We start from the raw sequence: 24,087 nt of genomic DNA, 5'->3' as shown, positions 1-24,087 counted from the left end.
GGTCGGCCCGGCCTCCGCCGTTCCCGCCCGCGCCTCACCCGAACGGTGTTCACGGGCCCGTTGCCCGGACCGTTTTCCACAGGCCGTCGTCCACAGGTCCGGGCGACTGTCGGTGGCCGGGTGCAGGATGGGGGGCATGGTCAGGTCCGCGCTCGACTCGTTCTCCCCCGCCACCCGTGGTTGGTTCGCCGGGGCCTTCGACGCGCCCACGGCGGCGCAGGAAGGCGCCTGGAACGCCATCGGGGCGGGCTCCGACGTCCTCGTCGTCGCCCCGACCGGCTCGGGCAAGACGCTGGCGGCCTTCCTCGCCTCCCTGGACCGGCTGGCGTCCTCACCGCCGCCCGCCGAGCCGGTCAAGCGCTGCCGCGTGCTCTACGTGTCCCCGCTGAAGGCGCTCGCCGTGGACGTCGAGCGGAACCTGCGCTCCCCGCTGACCGGCATTCGCCAGGAGTCGGTCCGGCTCGGACTGCCCGAACCGGACATCCGGGTCGGCATCCGCTCCGGTGACACGCCCGCCGCCGAGCGCCGAACGCTGGCGACCCGGCCGCCGGACATCCTGATCACCACCCCCGAGTCCCTGTTCCTGATGCTGACCTCCGCCGCGCGCGAAGCCCTGACGGGCGTGGAAACGGTCATCCTGGACGAGGTCCACGCGGTCGCGGGGACCAAGCGGGGCGCGCACCTGGCGCTCTCCCTGGAGCGGCTCGACGAACTGCTGCCCCGCCCGGCGCGCCGCATCGGTCTCTCGGCCACGGTCCGCCCGGTCGAGGAAGTGGCCCGCTACCTCTCCCCCGGGCGGGCCGTGGAGATCGTGCAGCCGCCGTCGGGAAAGGAGTTCGACCTCTCCGTCGTCGTCCCCGTCGAGGACATGGGCGAGTTGGGCGGCTCCCCGGCCTCCGAGGGCAAGGAGGGCGGCGACAGGCCGTCGATCTGGCCGCACGTCGAGGAGCGGATCGCCGACCTCGTCCAGGCCCACCGCTCCACCATCGTCTTCGCCAACTCCCGCCGCCTCGCCGAGCGCCTGTGCAACCGGCTCAACGAGATCGCCTACGAACGGGCGACCGGCGAGCCCCTGCCCGAGGGGGCTCCCCCGGCCGAGGTCATGGCCCAGTCGGGTGCGGCGCAGGGCGCTCCGCCGCTGCTCGCCCGGGCCCACCACGGCTCGGTCTCGAAGGAACAGCGCGCCCAGGTGGAGGAGGACCTGAAGGCGGGCCGGCTGCCCGCCGTGGTGGCCACCTCCAGCCTGGAGCTGGGCATCGACATGGGCGCGGTCGACCTGGTCGTGCAGGTCGAGTCACCGCCCTCGGTGGCCTCCGGGCTCCAGCGGGTGGGCCGCGCCGGTCACCAGGTCGGCGCGGTCTCCACGGGCGTGGTCTTCCCCAAGTACCGGGGCGACCTGGTGCAGGCGGCCGTGGTCACCGAGCGGATGCGTACGGGGGCGATCGAGTCCCTGCGGATTCCCGCCAACCCGCTGGACGTGCTCGCGCAGCAGCTGGTCGCGATGGTGGCCCTCGACACGTGGCAGGTGGACGACCTGCTCGCGGTGGTGCGCCGGGCCGCTCCGTTCGCCTCGCTGCCCGAGTCGGCGTTCACGAGCGTCCTCGACATGCTGGCGGGGCGGTACCCGTCGGACGCCTTCGCCGAACTGCGCCCGCGCGTGGTCTGGGACCGGGTGGCCGGGACGGTCACGGGCCGGCCGGGCGCGCAGCGGCTCGCCGTCACCTCGGGCGGCACGATCCCCGACCGGGGCCTGTTCGGCGTGTTCCTGGCGGGTTCGGACCCCAAGAAGGGCGGGGGCCGGGTCGGGGAGCTGGACGAGGAGATGGTGTACGAGTCGCGGGTGGGCGACGTGTTCACGCTCGGCACCACCTCGTGGCGGATCGAGGACATCACCCGGGACCGGGTGCTCGTCACCCCCGCGCCCGGCGCGCCGGGCCGACTGCCCTTCTGGAAGGGCGACCAGCTGGGCAGGCCGCTCGAACTGGGCCGGGCGGTGGGCGCGTTCCTCCGCGAGGTCGGCGCCCTCGGAACCGAGGACGCGCGGCTGCGGCTGCTCGCCGCCGGGCTCGACGCGTGGGCCGCCGAGAACGTCCTGGCGTACCTCGGGGAGCAGCGCGAGGCCTGCGGCCACGTGCCGGACGACCGGACCATCCTGGTCGAGCGGTTCCGGGACGAGCTGGGGGACTGGCGGGTCGTCATCCACTCCCCGTTCGGGGCGCAGGTGCACGCCCCGTGGGCGCTGGCGCTCGGCGCCCGGCTCACCGAGCGGTACGGCATGGACGCGCAGGTGATGCACGCGGACGACGGCATCGTGCTGCGCCTGCCGGACGCCGACCTGATGGGCCTGGACATGGGCCTGGACCTCCTCGACCACGAGCCGGTCGACCCCGGCCGGCACGCGGACACCGCGTACGACGCCGACAAGGCGCCGGTCGGCGCGGCCGACACCCTCTTCGACAAGGGGGAGATCGAGCAGATCGTCACCGACCAGGTGGGCGGCTCCGCCCTGTTCGCCTCCCGCTTCCGCGAATGCGCCGCCCGCGCCCTGCTGTTGCCGAAGCGCAACCCGGGCAAGCGCACCCCGCTCTGGCAGCAGCGCCAGCGCGCGTCCCAGCTCCTCCAGGTGGCGAGCGAGTTCGGTTCGTTCCCGATCGTCCTGGAGGCCGTCCGCGAATGCCTCCAGGACGTCTTCGACCTCCCCGGCCTGACGGAGCTGATGGGCGACATCGAGGCCCGCCGGGTCCGTCTGGTCGAGGTCACCACCCCCGAACCGTCCCCCTTCGCCCGCTCCTTGCTCTTCGGGTACGTGGCGCAGTTCCTGTACGAGGGCGACTCGCCGCTGGCGGAGCGGCGGGCCGCCGCGCTCTCCCTGGACTCCCGGCTGCTCGCGGAGCTGCTGGGCCGGGCGGAGCTGCGTGAACTCCTGGACGCGGACGTCCTGACGGAGCTGGAGCGGGAGCTCCAGTGGCTGACGGAGGACCGGCGGATCAAGGACGCGGAGGGCGTCGCGGACCTGCTGCGGGTGCTGGGCCCGCTCACCGACGCCGAACTCGCCGAGCGCGGCGCCGAGGCGGACTGGGCCCCGGGCCTGGAGGCCGCCCGCCGTGCGATCCGGGTGCGGATCGGGGGGCGGGAGCACTGGGCGGCGATCGAGGACGCGGGCCGGCTCAGGGACGCCCTGGGCACCGCCCTGCCCGTCGGCGTGCCCGAGGCCTTCACCGAGCCGGTCAGGGACCCTCTGGGCGACCTCCTCGGCCGGTACGCGCGCACGCACGGGCCGTTCACCTCCTCCCGGGCGGGCGACCGCTTCGGGCTGGGCACGGCCGTCACCGACGGCGCCCTCCAGCGGCTCGCCGCGTCGGGCCGGGTCGTCCAGGGCGAGTTCCATCCCTCCGGCATCGGCCAGGAGTGGTGCGACGCCACCGTTCTGCGCCGGCTGCGCCGGCGCTCGCTGGCGGCCCTGCGCCACGAGCTGGAGCCGGTGCCCCCGGCCGCCCTCGCCACCTTCCTGCCGCAGTGGCAGCACCTGGGGGGCAACAGCCTGCGCGGCGTCGACGGCCTGGCCCGCGCGGTCGAACAGCTCCAGGGCGCGCCCGTCCCGGCCTCCGCCCTGGAGAAACTGGTCCTGCCGTCCCGGGTCCGGGACTACTCCCCGGCGATGCTGGACGAACTGACGACCACCGGCGAGGTGGTGTGGGCCGGCACCGGCGCGCTGCCCGGCAAGGACGGCTGGGTCTCGCTCTACCTCGCGGACGCCGCACCGCTGCTCCTTCCCCCGCCGCACCCGCTGGAGCTGTCCGCGCTGCACGAGTCGGTGCTCACCGTCCTCTCCGGCGGATACGGGCTGTTCTTCCGTCAGATCGCCGATCAGGTCCGGGCGACCACCCATCCGGACGTCACCGATCCGCAGCTCGCCGACGCCCTCTGGGACCTGGCCTGGTCGGGCCGGCTCACCAACGACACCCTCGCCCCGCTGCGCGCGCTGCTCGGTTCGGGCCGCACGGCCGGCTCGACCGCGCACCGGGCGCGCCGCACGGTCCCCCGCGGCCGGTACGGCACCCCGACCGCCTCCGCCCGGCCCGTGTCCCGTTCGGGGCCTCCCACGGTCTCCGGTCGCTGGTCCCTGCTTCCGCCGGCCGAACCGGAGCCGACCCACCGGGCGCACGCCCTGGCCCGCACCCTCCTGGACCGGCACGGGGTGGTCACCCGGGGCGCGGTGGCCGCCGAGGGCGTGGAGGGCGGTTTCTCGGCCACGTACCGGATTCTGGCCGCCTTCGAGGACAGCGGGCAGGCCCGTCGCGGTTACGTGGTGGAGGGCCTCGGCGCGGCCCAGTTCGCGATGGACGGGGCGGTGGACCGGCTGCGGGCGGCGGCGACCGCGCGCGACCGGGGCGTCGAGGCGGCGGCCGGTCCGCGCGCCCTGGTCCTGGCGGCGGCCGATCCGGCGAACGCGTACGGCGCCGCGCTGTCCTGGCCGGAACCGCCCTCCGGCGCCGGGCACAAGCCCGGACGCAAGGCGGGCGCCCTGGTGGTCCTGGTCGACGGCGAACTGACGCTCTACATGGAGCGGGGCGGCAAGACCCTGCTGTCCTGGCCGGACGACCCGGACGACCCCGCCCTGACGGCGGCGGCCGGGGCCCTGGCGGCGGCCGCCCGCGCGGGCACCCTCGGCACGGTCACGGTGGAACGGCTCAACGGTGCTCCGGCCCTGACCTCTCCCCTGGCCCGTCCCCTGGAGGCCGCGGGCTTCCTGGCGACTCCCCGGGGCCTCCGCCTGCGCGCGTAGGGGCCTCTTCCGGAGGGGACTCGTAGGGCCGGGCCTCCCCGCTGAGGGGAACCCCACGGCTGAGGAAACCTCACGGCGGCCCCTCTCCGGCTTCCGCCCGCGCGCCAGCCGCCTCCCCGCACCACCACGTCCGGCGCCCACAAGCCCACCGCCCTGCCACCCGCCACCCGCCACCCGCCACCCGCCACCCGCCACCCGCCACCCGCCACCCGCCACCATCAACCCCGGGCCCGGCATCATCAACCCCGGACCCGGCATCATGGACCCGTGCCCGAAGGAGACACCGTCTGGCAGACGGCCCACCGCCTGCACGCCGCCCTCGCTGGGCGGGTGCTGACCCGCTCGGACCTCCGGGTGCCCCGGTTCGCCACCGCCGACCTCACCGGTCGCACGCTCCTGGACTTCACCCCGCGCGGCAAGCACCTGCTCGCCCGCGTCGAGGGCGGCCTCACCCTCCACTCCCATCTGCGCATGGACGGGGCCTGGCGCATCCACGCCGCCGGGGAGCGTCCGCGCGGCGGCCCCGAACACCAGATCCGGGCCGTTCTCGGAAACGCGGAGTCCACCGCGTACGGCTACCGCCTCCCGGTCCTGGAGCTGATCCGCACTGCCGAGGAGGACCGCGTCGTGGGTCACCTCGGCCCGGATCTGCTCGGCCCCGACTGGGACCCGGAGGAGGCCGTGCGACGCCTGACGGGCGACCCGGCGAGAACGCTCGGGGAGGCCCTGCTCGACCAGCGCAACCTGGCCGGCATCGGCAACATCTACAAGTCGGAGCTGGCCTTCCTCGCCGCCGTCACCCCCTGGCTCCCCGTGGGAGAGCTGGGCCCCGACGTCCCCGCGCGCCTGGTCGCGACCGCCCACCGCCTGCTCGACACGAACAAGGACCATCCCGACCGGCGCGTCACCACCACGCGCCGCCCCGGCACCCCGCTCCACGTCTACGGCCGGGCGGGACACCCGTGCCTGCGCTGCGGGACCCCGATCCGCAAGGCGGAGCTCGGCGACCGCGTCACGTACTGGTGCCCGGGATGCCAAAAGGGCCCGCACCGGGAAACCGGTACGCGCCCTTCGTCCTGACGCGGATCACCCACCGGGCCCGACGGCGGTCGGGTCGACGGCCCGCGCGCCCCGCGTCCGTCCCCTCCGGTACTCCGCGCCCGTCTCTTCCGCACTCCGTACCCGTTCCTCCGACGCCCCGCGTCCGCCCCTCTCTCACACCCCGTGCCCGCCCTCCGGACGCGCCGGGCTCACACCGCGCCGGGCCCCGCGCTCCGGCGGCGGCCCCGCGTGATCCTGCCGATGCGCCGGGCGATCGTGCTGGGCCGTCCCGACGAGGCGGTCACGTGCACGGGCAGGAGGCTCAGGCCCCAGCCGCCCGCGGCCACCACGCCCTCGACCGGTCCGGCGGCTTCCGGGACGAGCAGCACGCGCAGTACCGCCCACCACCAGAGTCCTCCGGCCACCAGCCCGACCGCCACCAGCAGTGCGAGCACTGTCGGCGGAAATCCTCGCCGTACCATGGCCGCCTCCCGCGGTCGACGCTAGACCGGCAGGATCACCCTGTGGGAGGGCGCACCGGGGTGCGCCCCGGCGCGCGCCGCGGATATCGCCCCGCCCGGTGCCACCGGGACCGGGGACACGGCACCCGGCGGAGCGGCGCCCGGGGCCGGGGACACCCCGCCCGGCACCGCCTGGGCCCGGGACGGGGGCGTCACGACCGGCACCTTCACTACCGGGGCCTTCACGACCGGCACCTTCACGGCCGTCCCGTTCCTAGACGCTCTCCGCCTGGAACATCCACGCGTGCTTCTCGAGCTCGCCCGTCAGCCCGATCAGGATGTCCTGGGTGACCGGGTCCGGGTCGCCGGTCGCGTCGATCCGCTCCCGCATCCGGCCGGTGACGGCAGCGAGGGCGGAGACGAGGATCTGCACCGCGTCCACGTCCTTGATCCAGCCCTCCGGCACCGTGCCGATCGCGCTCGACGAAGCCACGGTCGCCGCGCGCCCGTCCGGGTTGACCCCCAGGGCGGAGGCGCGCTCGGCCACGGTGTCGGAGTGCGTCCGGGCGGTGGTGACCACCTCGTCGAGCTGCAGGTGAATGGAGCGGAAGCGCGGTCCCACGACGTTCCAGTGCACCTGCTTGGCGACCAGGGAGAGGTCGACCAGGTCGGCCAGCGCCCCCTGGAGTGCGTTGCCGACCGTCTTGAGGTCGGCCTCGGACAGCGTGCTCTTCACGACAGACATGCGGAATCTCCAACCAGTCGAACGTTGTTCCACCATGGCACGGCTCTCCGGAAACCGGCATCTCAAACAAACCGCGCCAAAACCCAAAAGGAAAAGCCCCGGTCACCACCCTGTGAGGGCGTTGACCGGGGCTTTTCCCCGTTCCGGTTCAGGCGGCGACGACGTCGACCGCCTTCGCGGGTGCCTTGAGGGTCACCCGCTCGGTGGGCACACCTGCCACCGACACGGAGTTGAGCATCGGACGGACAGGTGCCGGCACCTGTTCGCTCGCGGCTGCCGACTCGGCCAGTTCGGCCAGTGACAGCTCGTCGCTCACTTCACGCATGAGCTCGGACATCCGTACGTCCAGCGCGTCGCAGATCGCGGAGAGCAGCTCGGAGGAAGCCTCCTTCTGCCCCCGCTCCACCTCGGAGAGATAGCCGAGCGAAACTCGGGCGGACGAGGAGACTTCGCGCAGAGTACGGCCCTGGCGCTGGCGCTGCCGACGCAGCACGTCACCCAGCAGGCGACGGAGCAGAATCATCGGTGGCTCCCTCCTCGGACCGCGTAGCCGCATCCTTCACGCCCCACCGTACCGCCTCGCGACGCGGCCGTGCGGGGAGCGATGTCGTGTTCACTCAGGGCTGCAAACATCCATTCCCCCCGTTCTGTTCCGTATCCTGTGCCCGCACATTTCCCAAGAGTTCCCCGTGGAGCAGTTCCAGCGCGCTCCGTACGCTCTCCCTACGAATTTCCCCCCGGTCGCCGTTCAACCTCAACGACACCACTTTCCCCGGACGGATCTCCGTCGCGGCCGGGCCGGCGACCGCCACGTGGACGGTTCCCACGGCCTGTCCGTCCTGCGGATCGGGGCCCGCGACCCCGGTCGTCGAGACGCCCCAGTCGGCCCCCAGTCTGTCCCGCACGCCGGCCGCCATCTGCAGCGCGACCTCCGGGTCCACCGCGCCGCGCTCCGCGAGCAGGTCCCCGTCCACGCCGAGCAGCTCGTGCTTGAGGGGCGTGGCGTAGGCGGTCACGGCCCCCCGGAAGGAGGCCGAGGCCCCGGGGACGCCGGTCAGCTCGGCGGCCACCAGGCCGCCCGTGAGGGACTCCGCGACGGCCAGGGTCTGACCGCGTTCGGCGAGCAGCGCGAGCACGCGGGCGGCCTCGGTCACCGGGCCGCCGCTTCCGTCCGCGCGGCCGCCCGCTCGGCGGCGATGCCCCTCCGCCGCAGCGCGACGGCCTGCCGTACGTAGTCCAGGCCCGTGACGACCGTCAGCACGACGGCCAGCGCCATCACCCAGAAGCGGAGGGTGGCCAGCGGTCCGACGAGCATCAGCACGTACATGCCCACGGCCGTGCCCTGGGCGAGCGTCTTCATCTTGCCGCCGCGGCTGGCCGGGATGACCCCGTGCCGGATGACCCAGAACCGCATCAGGGTGATCCCCAGTTCCCGGGCCAGGATGACCGCCGTCACCCACCAGGGGAGATCCCCGAGCCAGGACAGGGAGATCAGTCCGGCCGCCATGATCGCCTTGTCCGCGATGGGGTCGGCGATCTTCCCGAAGTCGGTGACCAGGTTGTACGCGCGGGCGAGGTGCCCGTCGAAGACGTCCGTGATCATGGCCACCGCGAACGCGGCCCACGCCCAGGCGCGCCACGCGGGGTCGTGTCCGCCGTCCTGGAGCAGCAGCAGCACGAAGGCCGGCACGAGCACGAGCCGGATCATGGTGAGGATGTTGGCGATGTTCCACAGGCTGGCCTGGTTGACGGCCGCCGTGCCCAGCTTGCCGCGGGGCGCCGGCCTGCCGGTCCCGCCCGTCGCGGATGCCGGGACTCCGGTCATCTGCCCGCCTCCTCGGAAAGACACTCGGCCACCAGATCGACGCCTTCCGTGCCGACGACCTTCGCCCTGACCATAAGGCCCGGGGCCAGGTCGGGCTCCGTTCCGCCGGCCGTGGTGAGGATCACCTGGCCGTCGGTCTCGGGAGCCTGGTGGGCGGCGCGGCCGATCCAGCCGTCCTCCTCGTCCAGGGACTCCACGAGTACTTCCAGGGTCTCTCCGATCCGCTCCTCCGCACGTTGTGCGGTGAGTTCCTCGGCGAGCCGGGAGAGGTGGGCCAGTCTCTTGTCGACGGTCTCCTGGTCGAGCTTGTGCTCGTACGTGGCGGCCTCGGTGCCGTCCTCGTCGGAGTAGCCGAAGACGCCGATGGCGTCGAGGCGGGCGTGGGTGACGAAGCGTTCCAGCTCGGCGAAGTCCGCCTCGGTCTCGCCGGGGAAGCCGACGATGAAGTTGGAGCGGGCGCCGGCCGTGGGGGCCTTGGCCCGGATGGTCTCCAGGAGCTCCAGGAAGCGGTCGGTGTCGCCGAAGCGGCGCATGGCCCGCAGCACGTCCGGGGCGCTGTGCTGGAAGGACAGGTCGAAGTAGGGGGCGACCTTCTCGGTGGAGGTGAGGACGTCGATCAGGCCGGGGCGCATCTCGGCGGGCTGGAGGTAGCTGACGCGGACGCGCTCGATGCCGTCCACCGCCGCCAGCTCGGGCAGCAGGCCCTCCAGGAGCCGGATGTCGCCGAGGTCCTTGCCGTAGGAGGTGTTGTTCTCGGAGACCAGCATGATCTCCTTCACGCCCTGCTCGGCGAGCCAGCGCGTCTCGTTCAGCACGTCCGAGGGGCGGCGCGAGACGAAGGAGCCGCGGAAGGAGGGGATCGCGCAGAAGGTGCAGCGGCGGTCGCAGCCGGAGGCCAGCTTCACCGACGCGACGGGGCTGGTGTCCAGCCGCCGGCGGAGCGGCGCGCGGGGGCCGGAGGCGGGCGCGATCCCCTCGGGCAGGTCGGCCGGGGCTTCGGCGGGGGGCTCGGCGGCGCCGCCGTGTCCCGGCAGGGCCACGGCCGCGGCGGCCTCCTGGCGCTCCACGGGCGAGAGCGGCAGCAGCTTGCGCCGGTCGCGGGGGGCGTGGGCCTCGACGCTGCCACCGCTGAGGATGGTCTGGAGGCGGTTGGAGATGTCGGCGTAGTCGTCGAAGCCGAGGACGCCGTCGGCCTCCGGGAGGGCGTCGGCGAGTTCCTTGCCGTACCGCTCGGCCATGCAGCCGACGGCGACGACGGCCTGGGTCCTGCCGTGGTCCTTCAGGTCATTGGCTTCGAGGAGGGCGTCGACGGAGTCCTTCTTGGCGGCCTCGACGAATCCGCAGGTGTTGACGACGGCGACGTCCGCTTCCTCGGCGTTCTCGACGAGCTGCCAGCCGTCCGCTGCCAAGCGGCCTGCGAGCTCCTCCGAGTCCACCTCGTTACGGGCGCAGCCAAGAGTGACAAGGGCGACGGTACGGCGTTCGGGCATGGGCTCAAGACTACTTCGTCCCGGCCGTTCCCCCGTCGCGCAGGGTTCGCCCGCGCGACGGAGGTCACATCACGGCGGCGCCGGACGGCTCAGCCGGCCTCGGGGTCGCCCTTGGTGTAGGTGAGGCGCTCGACCTGGCCGGATTCGAACTTGTCCGCGACCTTCTTGCCGTTCACGTACAGCTCGATGGCTCCGGCGTTGCCGAGGACCAGGTCGACGCGCTCGTCGTCCTGGAAGGTCTTGGACTCGCCCTTGAGGAGCAGGCCGTCGAAGAGCAGCTTGCCGTCGTGGGCCTTGGCCGAGATCCAGCTCTTGTCGTCGACGGCGGAGAGCTTGACCGTCACCTTGTCCTGCGGGACGGCGGCGATCGCGCTCTCGGTGGGCTTGGGCGCGACGGGCTTGACGGGCTTCGGCTTGGCGGCCGAGGTCGCCTTCTCCGGGGCGGGCGCCGGGCCGCCGTCGGCCGCGGTGGTCCCCTTCGGCGCGTCGTTCCCGCTGAACATCGTGAAGCCGACGAACCCGACGACGGCGACGATGGCCGCGACCATCGCGGCGGTCCAGTTGGGCCGGCGCGGTTCGGGGCGGATGCGTTCCGCCTCGAAGAGCGGGGCGGCGGGGGTGGGGGCGGGCCGGCCGCCGTGCTCGGCGTCGAACCGGTCGACCAGGGGAGCCGGATCGAGGCCGACGGCGCGTGCGAGGGTACGGATGTGGCCGCGGGCGTAGACGTCGCCGCCACAGCGCGAGAAGTCGTCCTGTTCGATCGCGTGCACGATCGGGGTCCGGACGCGGGTGGAGGCACTGACCTCCTCGGCGGTGAGACCGGCGGCGATACGGGCCTGCTGGAGAGCGCGACCGATCGAGTCCCGGTCGTCTGCCGGGAAGATCCGGTCGTCTTCGGGGGAGTTGCCGATGGACACGAGAGCGCCTTTCGAGCGTGTAGCCACCTGCTGGACGTTCAGTCTATGGGTGGTACGAAAGGGTGGGGCAACCGGGCGGGTGCTGTTTGTACGCCATGAGGCTGGGACGTCCTTCTGTCCCTCCGTCCAACTTGACGTACGGCCCGGGGAAACGGTTGCTCACCCATTCTTACGAGTGAGTCTCAGCGAGATCTCGAACGAGTACCCCGCCTTCCGGCACCCACACCCGGCCCCTCCCCCGCTCCCCGCCGCTACGCGCCGGGGGCCGGCTCCCCCCGGATCACGGCGAGCACCCCGTCCAGCTCGTCGGGCTTCACCAGGACGTCCCGCGCCTTCGAGCCCTCGCTCGGACCGACGATGTTCCGCGACTCCATCAGGTCCATCAGCCGGCCGGCCTTCGCGAAGCCCACGCGCAGCTTCCGCTGGAGCATCGAGGTGGAGCCGAACTGGGTCGAGACGACCAGCTCGGCGGCCTGGCACAGCAGGTCGAGGTCGTCGCCGATCTCCTCGTCGATCTCCTTCTTCTGCTTGCTGCCCACGGTGACGTCGTCCCGGAAGACGGGCGTCATCTGGTCCTTGCAGTGCCGCACGACGGCCGCGACCTCGTCCTCGGTGACGAAGGCGCCCTGCATGCGGACGGGTTTGTTGGCGCCCATCGGCAGGAAGAGCCCGTCGCCCTTGCCGATCAGCTTCTCGGCGCCGGGCTGGTCGAGGATGACCCGGCTGTCGGCGAGCGAGGAGGTGGCGAAGGCGAGCCGCGAGGGCACGTTCGCCTTGATGAGGCCGGTGACGACGTCCACGGACGGCCGCTGGGTGGCGAGCACCAGGTGGATGCCGGCGGCGCGGGCCAGCTGGGTGATGCGGACGATCGCGTCCTCGACGTCCCGGGGGGCGACCATCATCAGGTCGGCGAGCTCGTCGACGATCACCAGGAGGTACGGATAGGGGTTGAGCTCGCGCTCGCTCCCCTCCGGCAGCTTGACCTTCCCGGCCCGGATGGCCGCGTTGAAGTCGTCGATGTGCCGGAAGCCGAACGCCGCCAGGTCGTCGTAGCGCAGGTCCATCTCGCGCACCACCCACTGGAGGGCCTCGGCGGCCTTCTTGGGGTTGGTGATGATCGGGGTGATCAGGTGCGGGATGCCCTCGTAGGCGGTGAGCTCGACCCGCTTGGGGTCGACGAGCACCATCCGGACGTCCTCGGGGGTCGCTCTTATCATCACCGAGGTGATGAGGCAGTTGATGCACGAGGACTTTCCGGAGCCGGTGGCGCCGGCGACCAGGATGTGCGGCATCTTCGCCAGGTTGGCCATCACGTAGCCGCCCTCGACGTCCTTGCCGAGCGCGACCAGCATCGGGTGGTCGTCGCCGGCCGCGTCCGCGAGCCGCAGCACGTCCCCGAGGTTGACCATCTCGCGGTCGCTGTTCGGGATCTCGATGCCGACCGCCGACTTGCCGGGGATCGGCGAGATGATCCGCACGTCCGGGGAGGCCACGGCGTAGGCGATGTTCTTGGCCAGGGCCGTGATCTTCTCGACCTTCACGGCGGGGCCGAGTTCGACCTCGTACCGGGTGACCGTCGGCCCCCGGGTGAAGCCGGTGACGGCGGCGTCGACCTTGAACTCGCCGAAGACGTTGGTGAGCGCGGCCACGACGGCGTCGTTGGCGGCGCTGCGCGTCTTGCCGGGCCCTCCCCGCTCCAGGAGGTCCATCGACGGCAGGGCGTACGTGATGTCGCCGGAGAGCTGGAGCTGTTCGGCCCGCGACGGCAGGTCGGTCGGCTCGGGCGCGGGCTTGGTCAGGTCGGGCACGGCGCCGGAACGCGCCTCCCCTCCCCGCGCCGGCGGTACGGGCGCGGGGGTCTTCTCCGCGGCTCCGGCGGAGAAGGCCGCGACCGCGTCCCGCTCGGCGGTGACGTCCTTGGTCAGGTCGGCGACGACCGGGGACGGGGGCATGCCGTTCAGCACCGCGCCGTCGAGCGCGGCGGCCGCCGCGGCGGCGACGTCCACCGGGTCCATGCCGGCGTCGAACGCGGTCCGCCCGGTGGAGCGGCGCGCCGGACGACCGCGCCGCGTCCCCTCCTCCGCCCCCGCCGGGTCCGTCCCGTACGGGTCCGCCGGAGCGGGCGCGCGGCGCCGGACGGGGCGCGCGGGCCGCGCCTCCGCGTCCCGCCACTCGTCCCCGTACTCCTCCTCCGCCGGGTCGTGGACCGGGTCGTAGGCGGGTTCGACGATGCCGAGCCTGACGCCGAGGGCGCGGAGCCGCCGCGGAATCGCGTTGACCGGGGTGGCGGTGACGACGAGCAGGCCGAAGACGGTGAGCAGCACCAGCATCGGTACGGCCAGGACCTCGCCCATCATGAAGACGAGGGGCTGGGACGCCGCCCAGCCGATGAGGCCGCCCGCGTCCTGGAGGGCGTCGGCGCCGTCGCCGCGTCCCGGCGAGTCGCACGCGATGTGCACCTGGCCGAGGACACCGATGACGAGGGCGGAGAGACCGATGACGATCCGGCCGTTGGCCTCGGGACGTTCCGGATAGAGGATCAGGCGTACGCCGATTCCGGCGAGCAGCGGCGGCACCAGCAGGTCGAGCCGGCCGAAGGCCCCGGTGACCAGCATCTCGACGAGGTCGCCGACCGGACCGCTCAGACGGGACCACGTCCCGGCGGCGACGATCAGCGCCAGGCCGAGGAGGAGGAGCGCGAGGCCGTCCTTGCGGTGGGCGGGGTCGAGCCCCTTGGCGCCGCGCCCTATCCCCCGGAACACCGCTCCGACCGCGTGGGCGAGACCGAGCCAGGCGCCGCGCGCGAGCCGGTAGACGCCCCCGGTCGGGGACGGGGCCGGCCGGGGCGGGGCCTTCTTCGCCGCGGTCTTCCGCGCGGGCGCGCGCTTGGCGGGCGCGGCCTTCCTGGCCGGCGCCTTCTTCGCGGGCGGCTTGGCGGGGGACTTCGCGGGTGCCGCTTTCTTCGCGGCGCCCGCCGTACGGCCGGCGCGCGGCTTTGCGGTGCCCGCCGTGCCCTGGGAACCCTTGCCGGACGTACGTGAAGCCATGGGGCCGAGGTTACCCGTGTGGGAACCGGCTGTCCCCACTCACCCGTTCGTGTCGTTCGCACCGGGGCGCGAAGCTGACGCGGCCTCACCGGTGGCCGCCCCGGCCGCTGCGGGCCGGGACGCCGGGTGACGGCGCGTCAGCTCGGGGAGGGCAGGGACGGCGTGGCGCCGGTACCGGGCTCCAGGGCGTCCAGGGCCCTGCGCAGTCCGGTCAGCTTGCGCTCCAGGTGCGCGGCGGTGGCGACGGCGGCCGCGTCGGCCGAGTCGTCGTCGAGCTGCTTCGACAGCGCCTCGGCCTGCTCCTCGACGGCCGCGAGGCGGGCGGACAGTTCGGCGAGCAGACCGGCGGACTCCTTGCCGTGACCGCTCTCGCCGCCCTCCAACTGCAGCCGCAGCAGGGCGGCCTGCTCGCGCAGCTTGCAGTTCTTCATGTAGAGCTCGACGAAGACGGAGACCTTGGCCCGCAGCACCCACGGGTCGAAGGGCTTCGAGATGTAGTCGACCGCTCCCGCCGCGTACCCCCGGAAGGTGTGGTGGGGGCCGTGGTTGATGGCGGTGAGGAAGATGATCGGGATGTCCCGGGTCCGTTCGCGCCGCTTGATGTGGGCGGCGGTCTCGAAACCGTCCATGCCCGGCATCTGGACGTCCAGCAGGATGACCGCGAAGTCGTCCGTCAACAGCGCCTTGAGCGCTTCCTCCCCGGACGATGCCCGCACCAGCGTCTGATCGAGCGCGGAGAGAATGGCCTCCAGCGCCAGCAGATTCTCCGGCCGGTCATCGACCAGGAGGATCTTGGCCTTCTGCACCATGCCCCGTCCTCCTCGTCCCGGCGACGGCTCTCCCCGGCCCCCCTGACCGGGGGAAGCACCGGGCGCCGCCCCGGAAGACGACTCCCTAGCGCCGTCAGTCCTTGTGCCGGTCATCGTAGCCGCACCCCGCCCGTCGCCACACCCTGTCACCGCGATGTCACTGTGCACTGAGGAAAAACGCGGTGGAAGACCAGAAGGTTCCCCGTGACCGGGCACTTCACACGCCCCTGGCGACAGTACGCCGCCCGGGACCGGGGGCCCGCACGGCGCTCCGCGCGGGCCCCCGGGACCGGACTCACTTCCGCCGCATCCACTGCTCCATGACGGACAGCAGGTGGTCGGGGTCGACCGGCTTCGTCACGTAGTCCGAGGCGCCCGACTCGATCGCCTTCTCCCGGTCGCCCTTCATCGCCTTCGCCGTCAGCGCGATGATCGGGAGCCCGGCGAACTGCGGCATCCGCCGGATCGCGGTGGTCGTCGCGTACCCGTCCATCTCCGGCATCATGATGTCCATCAGCACGACCGCCGCGTCGTCGTGCTGCTCCAGGACCTCGATGCCCTCCCGCCCGTTCTCGGCGTACAGCACCGCGAGCCCGTGCTGCTCCAGGACGCTGGTGAGGGCGAAGACGTTGCGGATGTCGTCGTCCACGATGAGGACCTTCTCGCCGGAGAAGGAGAAGGTGCGGCGCGGTTCCTCCGCCTCCTGCTCCGGCCGTTCCGCAGCGGACCGCCCCGGCACCGCGTCCCGCGATCCCGTCGCCTCCGCGGCCGCCTTCCTGCGGTGCCGGAACAGCGCCCCGGCACCCGACCGCGCCTCCTTCCGCACGGGCGGCGGGAAGTGCGGGAACGGGTGGACGGCCCCGGCCTCCCCCTCCTCCGCGTCCTGCTGCGGCGCGTCGCCCTCCTGCGTCCCCTGCCCGGTCCCCTGCGCGAGGGGTTCGGTCGGGTTCAGCGGCAGGTACAGGGTGAACGTCGAACCCCGGCCGGGCTCGCTCGCGGCGAAGATCTCACCGCCGAGCAGCCGCGCGATCTCCCGGCTGATCGAGAGCCCCAGCCCCGTGCCGCCGTACTTCCTGCTGGTCGTGCCGTCGGCCTGCTTGAAGGCCTCGAAGATGACCCGCATCTTGCTCGCCGCGATCCCGATCCCGGTGTCGGTGACCGAGAACGCGATCAGGTCGGCCTCCGGATCGCGCAGCGAACCGGCCTCCAGGAGCTGCTCGCGGATCGACTGCGGCACGTCCGAACCGGCCGGCCGGATCACCAGCTCCACCGCGCCCGTGTCGGTGAACTTCACCGCGTTCGAAAGGAGGTTGCGCAGCACCTGGAGCAGTCGCTGCTCGTCGGTGTGGAGCGTGGCCGGCAGCTCGGGCGAGACCCGCACCGAGAAGTCGAGCCCCTTCTCGGCGGTCAGCGGCCGGAAGGTCGCCTCCACGTAGTCGACGAGCTGGACGAGCGCGATCCGGGTCGGCGAGACGTCCATCTTGCCCGCCTCGACCTTCGACAGGTCGAGGATGTCGTTGATCAGCTGGAGCAGGTCGGAACCCGCGCCGTGGATGGTCTCCGCGAACTCGACCTGCTTCGGCGTCAGGTTCGACTCGGCGTTGTCCGCGAGCAGCTTCGCCAGGATCAGCAGCGAGTTGAGCGGCGTGCGCAGCTCGTGCGACATGTTCGCCAGGAACTCGGACTTGTACCGCATGGAGACGGCGAGCTGTTCGGCCCGCTCCTCCAGGACCTGCCGGGCCTCCTCGATCTCGGTGTTCTTCACCTCGATGTCGCGGTTCTGCCGGGCGAGCAGTTCGGCCTTCTCCTCCAGCTCCAGGTTCGAGCCCTGGAGCTCCTTCTGCCGGTGCTCCAGCTCGGCCGAGCGCTCCTTGAGCTGCTCGGTGAGCTCCTGCGACTGCCGGAGCAGCACCTCCGTCTTGGTGTTGACGCTGATGGTGTTGACGGTGGTGGCGATCAGCTCGGCGAGCTGGTTGAGGAAGTCGCGCTGGATCTGGGTGAACGGCTGGAACGAGGCGAGCTCGATCACCCCGAGGACCTTGCCCTCGAAGAGGACCGGCAGCACGATCACGTGCGCGGGCGCGGCCTCCCCGAGCCCGGAGGAGATCTTCAGGTAGCCGGGCGGCACGTTGACCTGGATGGTCCGCTTCTCCTCGGCCGCCGTCCCGATGAGGGTCTCGCCGGGACGGAACGAGGTCGGCATGGACCCGGTGGAGTATCCGTAACTCCCGCGCATCCGCAGTTCGTACGAGCCGTCGCCCTCGCCGACCAGTTCGGCGTCGCCGTGGGCGGAGCCGGTCGGCATCGCCACGAAGAAGGCACCGTGCTGGGCCGAGACCACCGGGGTCAGCTCGCTCATGATGAGCGACGCCACGTCGTCCAGGTCCCGCCGGCCCTGCATGAGGCCGGAGATGCGGGCCAGGTTGCCCTTGAGCCAGTCCTGCTCCTCGTTGGCGAGGGTCGTGTCGCGCAGGTTGGTGATCATCGTGTTGATGTTGTCCTGGAGCGCCTGGATCTCACCGGCCGCGTCCACGCCGTCGATCTTGAGGTTGAGGTCGCCCCGGGTGACCGCCGTGGCGACGGCCGCGATGGCCCGCACCTGGCGGGTCAGGTTCCCGGCCATCTCGTTCACGGACTCGGTCAGGTCGCGCCAGGTGCCGTCGACGTCCCGCACGCGCGCCTGGCCGCCGAGGATGCCCTCCGTACCCACCTCGCGGGCCACGCGCGTGACCTCCTCGGCGAAGTTGGAGAGCTGGTCGACCATCGTGTTGATGGTGTTCTTCAGCTCCTGGATCTCACCGCGCGCGTCGATGTCGATCTTCTTGGTGAGGTCGCCCTTGGCGATCGCGGTCGTGACGGCCGCGATCTGCCGCACCTGACCGGTCAGGTTGGACGCCATCGAGTTCACCGACTCGGTCAGGTCCTTCCACGTGCCGGAGACCCCCGGCACCCGGGCCTGGCCGCCCAGTTCGCCCTCCGTGCCCACTTCCCGGGCGACCCGCGTGACCTCGTCCGCGAAGGACGACAGGGTCGTCACCATCGTATTGACGGTCTCGGCCAGCTCCGCGACCTCGCCGCGCGCCTCGACGGTCACCTTCTTGGTCAGGTCGCCGTTGGCGACGGCCGCCGAGACCCGGGAGATGTTCCGCACCTGGCTGGTCAGGTTGTTGGCCATCAGGTTGACGTTGTCGCTGAGGTCCTTCCAGGTGCCCGTGACGCCGCGCACGCGCGCCTGGCCGCCGAGGATGCCCTCCGTACCCACCTCGCGGGCCACGCGCGTGACCTCGTCCGCGAAGTTGGAGAGCTGGTCGACCATCGTGTTGACGGTCGTCACCAGTTCCAGGATCTCGCCCCGGGCGTCGACCGTGATCTTCTTCGACAGGTCGCCCATGGCGACCGCGGTCGTGACCTCGGCGATGTTCCGCACCTGGATGGTGAGGTTGTTCGCCATGAAGTTCACCGACTGGGTGAGGTCCTTCCAGGTGCCGGAGACCCCCTGCACCTCGGCCTGACCGCCCAGGATCCCCTCGGTGCCCACCTCGCGGGCGACCCGGGTCACCTGCTCGGCGAAGTTGGAGAGCTGGTCCACCATCGTGTTGAGGGTGTTCTTCAGCTCCAGGATCTCGCCGCGCGCGTCCACGTCGATCTTCTGCGACAGGTCGCCGCGCGCGACCGCCGTGGCGACCTGCGCGATGTTGCGGACCTGGGTGGTGAGGTTCCCGGCCATGCCGTTCACCGAGTCGGTCAGGTCGCGCCACACCCCGGCCACGCCGGGCACCTGCGCCTGACCGCCGAGCCGCCCGTCGGTGCCCACCTCGCGGGCGACCCGGGTCACCTGGTCCGCGAACGCGGAGAGCTGGTCGACCATCGTGTTGATGGTGTTCTTCAGCTCCAGGATCTCGCCGCGCGCGTCCACGTCGATCTTCTGCGACAGGTCGCCGCTCGCCACGGCCGTCGTCACCTGGGCGATCTGGCGCACCTGCGAGGTCAGGTTGCCGGCCATGAAGTTCACCGAGTCGGTGAGTTCCCGCCAGCGTCCGGAGACCCCGTCCACCCGCGCCTGGCCGCCGAGCCGGCCCTCGGTGCCCACGTCCCGGGCCATCCGGGTCACCTGGTCCGCGAACGACGACAGCTGCGACACCATCGTGTTGACGGTGTTCTTCAGTTCGAGCATCTCGCCGGCCACGTCCACGGTGACCTTCTGCGACAGGTCGCCGTTGGCCACCGCCGTCGTCACCTGCGCGATGTCCCGCACCTGACCGGTCAGGTTGCGGAAGGCCGTGTTGACGGAGTCCGTGAGGTCCTTCCAGGTTCCCGCCGCCCCCGGCACCTCGGCCTGGCCGCCGAGCAGGCCCTCGACGCCGACCTCCCGGGCCACCCGGGTCACCTCGGAGCCGAACGCGGAGAGCTGGTCCACCATCGTGTTGACGGTGTTCTTCAGCTCCAGCATCTCGCCGGCCACGTCGACCGTGACCTTCTGCGACAGGTCGCCGTTGGCCACCGCCGTCGTCACCTGCGCGATGTCCCGCACCTGCGTGGTGATGTTCCGGAAGACCGTGTTGACGGAGTCCGTGAGGTCCTTCCAGGTCCCCGCCGCCCCCGGCACCTGCGCCTGACCGCCGAGCAGGCCCTGTGCGCCGACCTCGCCGGAGACGCGGGTCACCTCGTCGGCGAACGTCCGCAGCGTCTCGGTCATCTGGTTGATCGTGTCCGCGAGCTGGGCGATCTCGCCGCGCGCCGAGACCCGGACCTTCTGCGACAGGTCTCCGTTGGCGACGGCGGTCGTCACCTCGGCGATCCCCCTCACCTGATTGGTGAGGTTGCCCGCCATCGTGTTGACGGAGTCGGTCAGGTCCTTCCACACGCCGGCGACGCCGGCCACCTCGGCCTGGCCGCCCAGCTCGCCCTCGGTCCCCACCTCGCGCGCGACCCGGGTCACCTCGGAGGAGAACGACGACAGCTGGTCCACCATCCGGTTGACGGTGTTCTTCAGCTCCAGCATCTCGCCGGCGACGTTCGCGGTGACCTTCTGCGACAGGTCGCCGTCCGCGACCGCCGTCGTCACGAGCGCGATGTCCCGCACCTGGGCCGTCAGCTGGTTCGCCATGGTGTTGACGGAGTCGGTGAGGTCCTTCCACGAACCGGACACCCCGCGCACCTGTGCCTGCCCGCCCAGCTTGCCGTCGGTCCCCACCTCGACGGCGACCCTGGTCACCTCGGACGCGAACACGGACAGCTGGTCCACCAGGTTGTTGGCGGTGCGCGCGACCTTCAGGAACTCGCCCCGCAGCGGCCGCACCGTCCCGTCGGACCCCTCCGAACGCAGGTCCATCCGCTGTTCCAGGTCGCCCTCCGCGACCGCGGAGAGCACCCGCCCCACCTCGGACACCGGCCGGGCCAGGTCGTCGACGAGCGCGTTCGCGGCCTCGATCGCCGCCGCCCACGCCCCTTCGGTGGGGCCCGTATCCAGGCGTTCGGACAGCTTGCCCTCGCGCCCCACCACCCGCCGGACCCTCGACAGCTCGCCCGTCACGTGCATCTGGCGGTCGGCGACCTCGTTGAACACGGCGGAGATCTCCGCCATGACCCCGTCCCCGGAGACCGTGAGCCTTCTGCGGAGGTTTCCGTCCCGCATCGCCGCGAGGGCGGCGAGCAGCCGCTCCAGCGCCGCCGCCTCCACCTGGACCGTCCCTCCACGGGAACGGCCGCCTCTCGTGCGCGTACCGCTGCCTCCGCCGCGACGCGCCGCCGTGCCAGACTCCACCGTGTCCCTCCCGAAAGGGGTCGACCGTACCGCTCCGGCTCTGCCGGTAGCCTGCCCAGTGTTTCACCGTGACCGAACCAGGCGATAACAGTTCGGCAGCTTCGACGGCGTCCTCGCCCCCCCCGGGGGGCGGAATCTGCGGTGACCGGCATCCGCTGGGACAGCGAAGGTAAGTAACCTGGCATCCGGCTGTCCAGCCGCTCCGGTCCGCCCGGCCGGGGCGGTGTGGTGAGCGCACGACCACCGGGCAGCGGGAGGGGCAGACCGAGCATGGCAGAGCCGGGCGTCGAGACTCGTACGAGGAGAGCTGTGATCACCGCGCGGGCGACTGCCACCTTCGAGCCCGTCGGGCGGTCCGTCGCGTCCGCCCGCGCCTTCGTCCGGGACACCCTCCAGGGCTGGGGACACCCCGAACTGGTGGACGACGCCGTCGTCCTCACCAGCGAGCTGGTCACCAACGCCGTCATCCACGCCGGCACCTCCGCCGACGTGCTCTGCCTGCTCTCCGACGACAGCGTCCGCGTCGAGGTGTCCGACCGCTATCCGGAGCGCGAGATCCCCGTCCAGAGCGGCCGCACCCTGGCCGCCCCGGACCGCGAGAGCGGCCGCGGCCTGCTGCTCTGTGCCGCCCTCGCCCACCGCTGGGGCGTCGACTACTCCCCCACCCGCAAGCACGTCTGGTTCCACCTCGACCTCCCGCAGCGCCCCGTCGGGACCCGTTCCGCCGGTCCCGTCCTCCCCGACGCCCTCCTCCCGGTCGCCGACAGCCGCGTCCGCGTCGCCGTCGTCCAGATCGGCCGGGACGGGACGGTCGGCGCCTGGAACGAGGACGCCGAGGAACTCTTCGGGTACGCCTCCGGCCAGGTCACCGGCAAGCCCCTGGGCGATCTCGCCGCCTGGCCCCACACCCCGGGCATCGGGACCGGTCTCGCCGAGGCGCTGCGCCTCTCCCGCTGGGAGGGCAGTTACGGCATCCGCTGCGCCGACGGCCGGATCGTCCCCGTCTACGCCTCGCACCTGCGCGTCCGCGACTCCCAGGGCGAGCCCTCCACGGTCTGTCTCCTGGTGCGCGAGCACGAGCGGGCCGTCCTGCAGACCCCGCAGCGCCCGGCCGCCGAGCCGGGCGCCGAGAGCCGCGCCACCGATCCCTTCGAGGTCTTCATCGGCTCCCCGGCGCCGGACGATCTGGACGGCCTCCTCCAGCGCACGGTGGAGCGCGCCCGCGACATGCTCGACGGCGACGCCGCCTTCCTGCTGCTCGCCACCGACGACGAGACGGAGCTGGAGGTACGGGCCTCCACGGGTCTTCCGGCCGCCCGCCAGCGCTTCGCCCGCGTCCCCGTCGAGACCGGCGCCAGCCGTTACGGCTCCGCCCGGATGCCCGCCGTCCACGAGGACCTGGCCGCCGTCCCGGGCGCCGTACCGCTCCTGGAGAACACCGGGATGCGCTCGGTGGTCACCGTGCCCCTGAAGGTCGAGGGCCGGCTCACCGGCTCCCTGGGCGTGGCGGCCGAGGCCGCGAACCGCTACTCGAACGAGGAGGCCCTCCGCCTCCAGTTCGCCGCCGACCGCATCGCCCTGGCCGTCGAGTCCGCCCGCCTGGGCGAGCTGGAGCGCCTGCGCCGCGGTTCCCTCAGTTTCCTCGTCGAGGCCTCCGACCTCCTGGCCGGCACGCTCGACCGCGACCAGACCCTGGCCCTGATGGCCCAGATGACGGTCCCCACCCTCGCGACCTGGTGCGCGGTCTACACGATCGCGGACCAGTCCTCCGACCCGTACCTCTCGTACGTGCTCCACGAGGACGAGGACCGCATCGACGGCCTCAAGGAGCTGCTCTCCTCGATCGCTCCGCCCGATCCGGTGCCGACTCCCGGCGCCCGGGTCTGGACCGCGCCGGGCGACGCCGCCCACCGGGCCGCGCTGGACGCCTCGACGCAGGCCCTGAACCATCTGTCGGGTCCTCTTCCGCCGGGTGTGGACACCACTCTGGCCACCGCGACCACGGTCGCCGGCGAGACGGTCGTCCTGCCCCTGGTGGCCCGGAACCGGGTCATCGGCATGCTGACGCTCGGCCGGCCCTCCGAGGACCACTTCCGCCAGGAGATCCTGGAGCTGGCCGAGGACCTCTCCCGCCGGGCCGCCCTCGCCCTGGACAACGCCCGTCTCTATTCGGAGCGCGTGGCGATCAGCCAGTCCCTCCAGCGCAGTCTCCTGCCGCCCGGCCTCCCCGAGATCCCGGGCGTCGAGGTCGACGTCATCTACCGTGCGGCCGGCGAGGGCAACGAGGTCGGGGGCGACTTCTACGACCTGTTCCCGATCGCCGACGGCGCGTACGGCTTCGCCATCGGCGACGTCTGCGGTACGGGTCCGGAGGCGGCCGCCGTCACGGGCCTGGCCCGTCACGCGCTGCGGCTCCTGGCCCGCGAGGGCCTGGGCGGGCCGGCCGTCCTGGAGCGCCTGAACGCGGCGATCCTGGACGAGGGCGCGCGCAGCCGCTTCCTGACCCTCCTCTACGGCGAGATGCGTCCGCAGGAGGACGGTTCCGCGATCCTCAAGGTCGTCTGCGCGGGCCATCCGCTTCCGCTGCGCCTCAGCCCGGACGGCACGGTCCGCCCCGCGGCCGAACCGCAGCCGCTCCTGGGCGTCATGGAGGACCTGGAGCTGTACGAGGAGACGGTGACGCTCGATCCGGGCGACGTCCTCCTCTGTGTCACGGACGGCGTCACGGAGCGCCGCGAGGGCTCCCGCATGCTGGGCGACGACGGCCTCGCCGACGTCCTCAAGACGTGTACGGGCCTGACGGCCGGTGCGGTCGGGGCCCGTGTGCTGCGCGCGGTCGAGCGCTTCGCCCAGGAGCCGGCCTCCGACGACATGGCCATTCTCGCGATGCGTCTCCGCGAGCCGGACGACCGCTGACCCTCGGGTGTCCCGCTTCCGGTGCCTTCCCTTCGGGGGAAGGCACCGGAAGGTGTTCTCACCGTTCCGGAAACGCGAAAAGGCCCCCGCCACAAGGCGGGGGCCTTTTCGTCTGAGCCCTTTAACGGAATCGAACCGTTGACCTTCTCCTTACCATGGAGACGCTCTACCGACTGAGCTAAAAGGGCAGGTGTTCGGCGGTGTCCTACTCTCCCACAGGGTCCCCCCTGCAGTACCATCGGCGCTGAAAGGCTTAGCTTCCGGGTTCGGAATGTAACCGGGCGTT

13 protein-coding genes, 1 tRNA gene and 1 rRNA gene are annotated in these 24,087 nt (G+C 72.4%); 3 read left to right on the top strand and 12 right to left on the bottom strand.

The window, feature by feature from the left end:
- Positions 1-136: 136 nt before the first annotated feature.
- Positions 137-4,786 (top strand): ATP-dependent helicase, encoded by a 4,650-nt coding sequence (locus ACZ3IL_RS25990; protein ID WP_467393996.1) that lies wholly within the window; start codon positions 137-139, stop codon positions 4,784-4,786.
- Positions 4,787-5,053: 267 nt separating this feature from the next.
- Positions 5,054-5,866, top strand: coding sequence for an Fpg/Nei family DNA glycosylase (locus ACZ3IL_RS25985; protein ID WP_467393994.1), 813 nt, complete (start codon positions 5,054-5,056; stop codon positions 5,864-5,866).
- A 170-nt stretch (positions 5,867-6,036) separates the two neighbouring features.
- Here the strand turns inward: ACZ3IL_RS25985 and ACZ3IL_RS25980 are convergent, their stop codons facing one another.
- The 10 genes from ACZ3IL_RS25980 to ACZ3IL_RS25935 form a co-directional block, all read right to left on the bottom strand.
- Positions 6,037-6,309 carry a hypothetical protein gene (locus ACZ3IL_RS25980; RefSeq protein WP_467393992.1) on the bottom strand — a complete coding sequence of 91 codons (273 nt, stop codon included), beginning with the start codon at positions 6,307-6,309 and terminating at the stop codon, positions 6,037-6,039.
- Between the two features lie 253 nt (positions 6,310-6,562).
- Entirely contained in the window at positions 6,563-7,033 is a 471-nt protein-coding gene (locus ACZ3IL_RS25975; RefSeq protein WP_467393990.1) for a Dps family protein, read from the bottom strand.
- A 148-nt stretch (positions 7,034-7,181) separates the two neighbouring features.
- Positions 7,182-7,556, bottom strand: a complete 375-nt coding sequence (locus ACZ3IL_RS25970) for a helix-turn-helix domain-containing protein (protein ID WP_388694338.1) — start codon at positions 7,554-7,556, stop codon at positions 7,182-7,184.
- A 94-nt stretch (positions 7,557-7,650) separates the two neighbouring features.
- Positions 7,651-8,187 carry a CinA family protein gene (locus ACZ3IL_RS25965; protein WP_467393988.1) on the bottom strand — a complete coding sequence of 179 codons (537 nt, stop codon included), beginning with the start codon at positions 8,185-8,187 and terminating at the stop codon, positions 7,651-7,653.
- On the bottom strand, positions 8,184-8,858 hold the full coding sequence (gene pgsA / locus ACZ3IL_RS25960) for a CDP-diacylglycerol--glycerol-3-phosphate 3-phosphatidyltransferase (RefSeq protein WP_467393986.1): 675 nt from the start codon (positions 8,856-8,858) through the stop codon (positions 8,184-8,186). The genes ACZ3IL_RS25965 and pgsA overlap by 4 nt, the downstream gene beginning before the upstream one ends.
- The gene (gene rimO, locus ACZ3IL_RS25955) at positions 8,855-10,348 is read right to left on the bottom strand and encodes a 30S ribosomal protein S12 methylthiotransferase RimO (RefSeq protein WP_467393984.1); all 1,494 of its coding nucleotides are present in this window, start codon (positions 10,346-10,348) and stop codon (positions 8,855-8,857) included. Before rimO ends, pgsA begins: the two co-directional genes overlap by 4 nt.
- Before the next feature lie 89 nt (positions 10,349-10,437).
- A complete protein-coding gene (locus tag ACZ3IL_RS25950; RefSeq protein ID WP_467393982.1) occupies positions 10,438-11,265 on the bottom strand; it encodes a helix-turn-helix domain-containing protein in 828 nt (275 codons plus the stop codon).
- A 251-nt stretch (positions 11,266-11,516) separates the two neighbouring features.
- A complete protein-coding gene (locus ACZ3IL_RS25945; protein WP_467393980.1) occupies positions 11,517-14,312 on the bottom strand; it encodes a DNA translocase FtsK in 2,796 nt (931 codons plus the stop codon).
- A gap of 137 nt (positions 14,313-14,449) precedes the next feature.
- Entirely contained in the window at positions 14,450-15,121 is a 672-nt protein-coding gene (locus ACZ3IL_RS25940) for a response regulator (RefSeq protein WP_467393978.1), read from the bottom strand.
- A 295-nt stretch (positions 15,122-15,416) separates the two neighbouring features.
- The gene (locus tag ACZ3IL_RS25935; RefSeq protein ID WP_467393976.1) at positions 15,417-20,885 is read right to left on the bottom strand and encodes a HAMP domain-containing protein; all 5,469 of its coding nucleotides are present in this window, start codon (positions 20,883-20,885) and stop codon (positions 15,417-15,419) included.
- 270 nt (positions 20,886-21,155) lie between these two features.
- Between ACZ3IL_RS25935 and ACZ3IL_RS25930 the strand changes: the two genes are divergently transcribed.
- Complete coding sequence (locus ACZ3IL_RS25930; protein ID WP_467393974.1) at positions 21,156-23,801, top strand: SpoIIE family protein phosphatase; 2,646 nt, start codon at positions 21,156-21,158, stop codon at positions 23,799-23,801.
- 115 nt (positions 23,802-23,916) lie between these two features.
- Here ACZ3IL_RS25930 and ACZ3IL_RS25925 read toward each other — a convergent pair.
- Both ACZ3IL_RS25925 and rrf read right to left on the bottom strand, forming a co-directional pair.
- Positions 23,917-23,989: transfer RNA gene (locus tag ACZ3IL_RS25925), tRNA-Thr, on the bottom strand.
- Positions 23,990-23,993: 4 nt separating this feature from the next.
- Positions 23,994-24,087, bottom strand: a 5S ribosomal RNA gene (gene rrf, locus ACZ3IL_RS25920); the annotation flags it as partial.

Source organism: Streptomyces sp. NPDC014907 (genome assembly GCF_055562975.1).
This window is presented reverse-complemented; position numbering and strand designations above follow the sequence as displayed.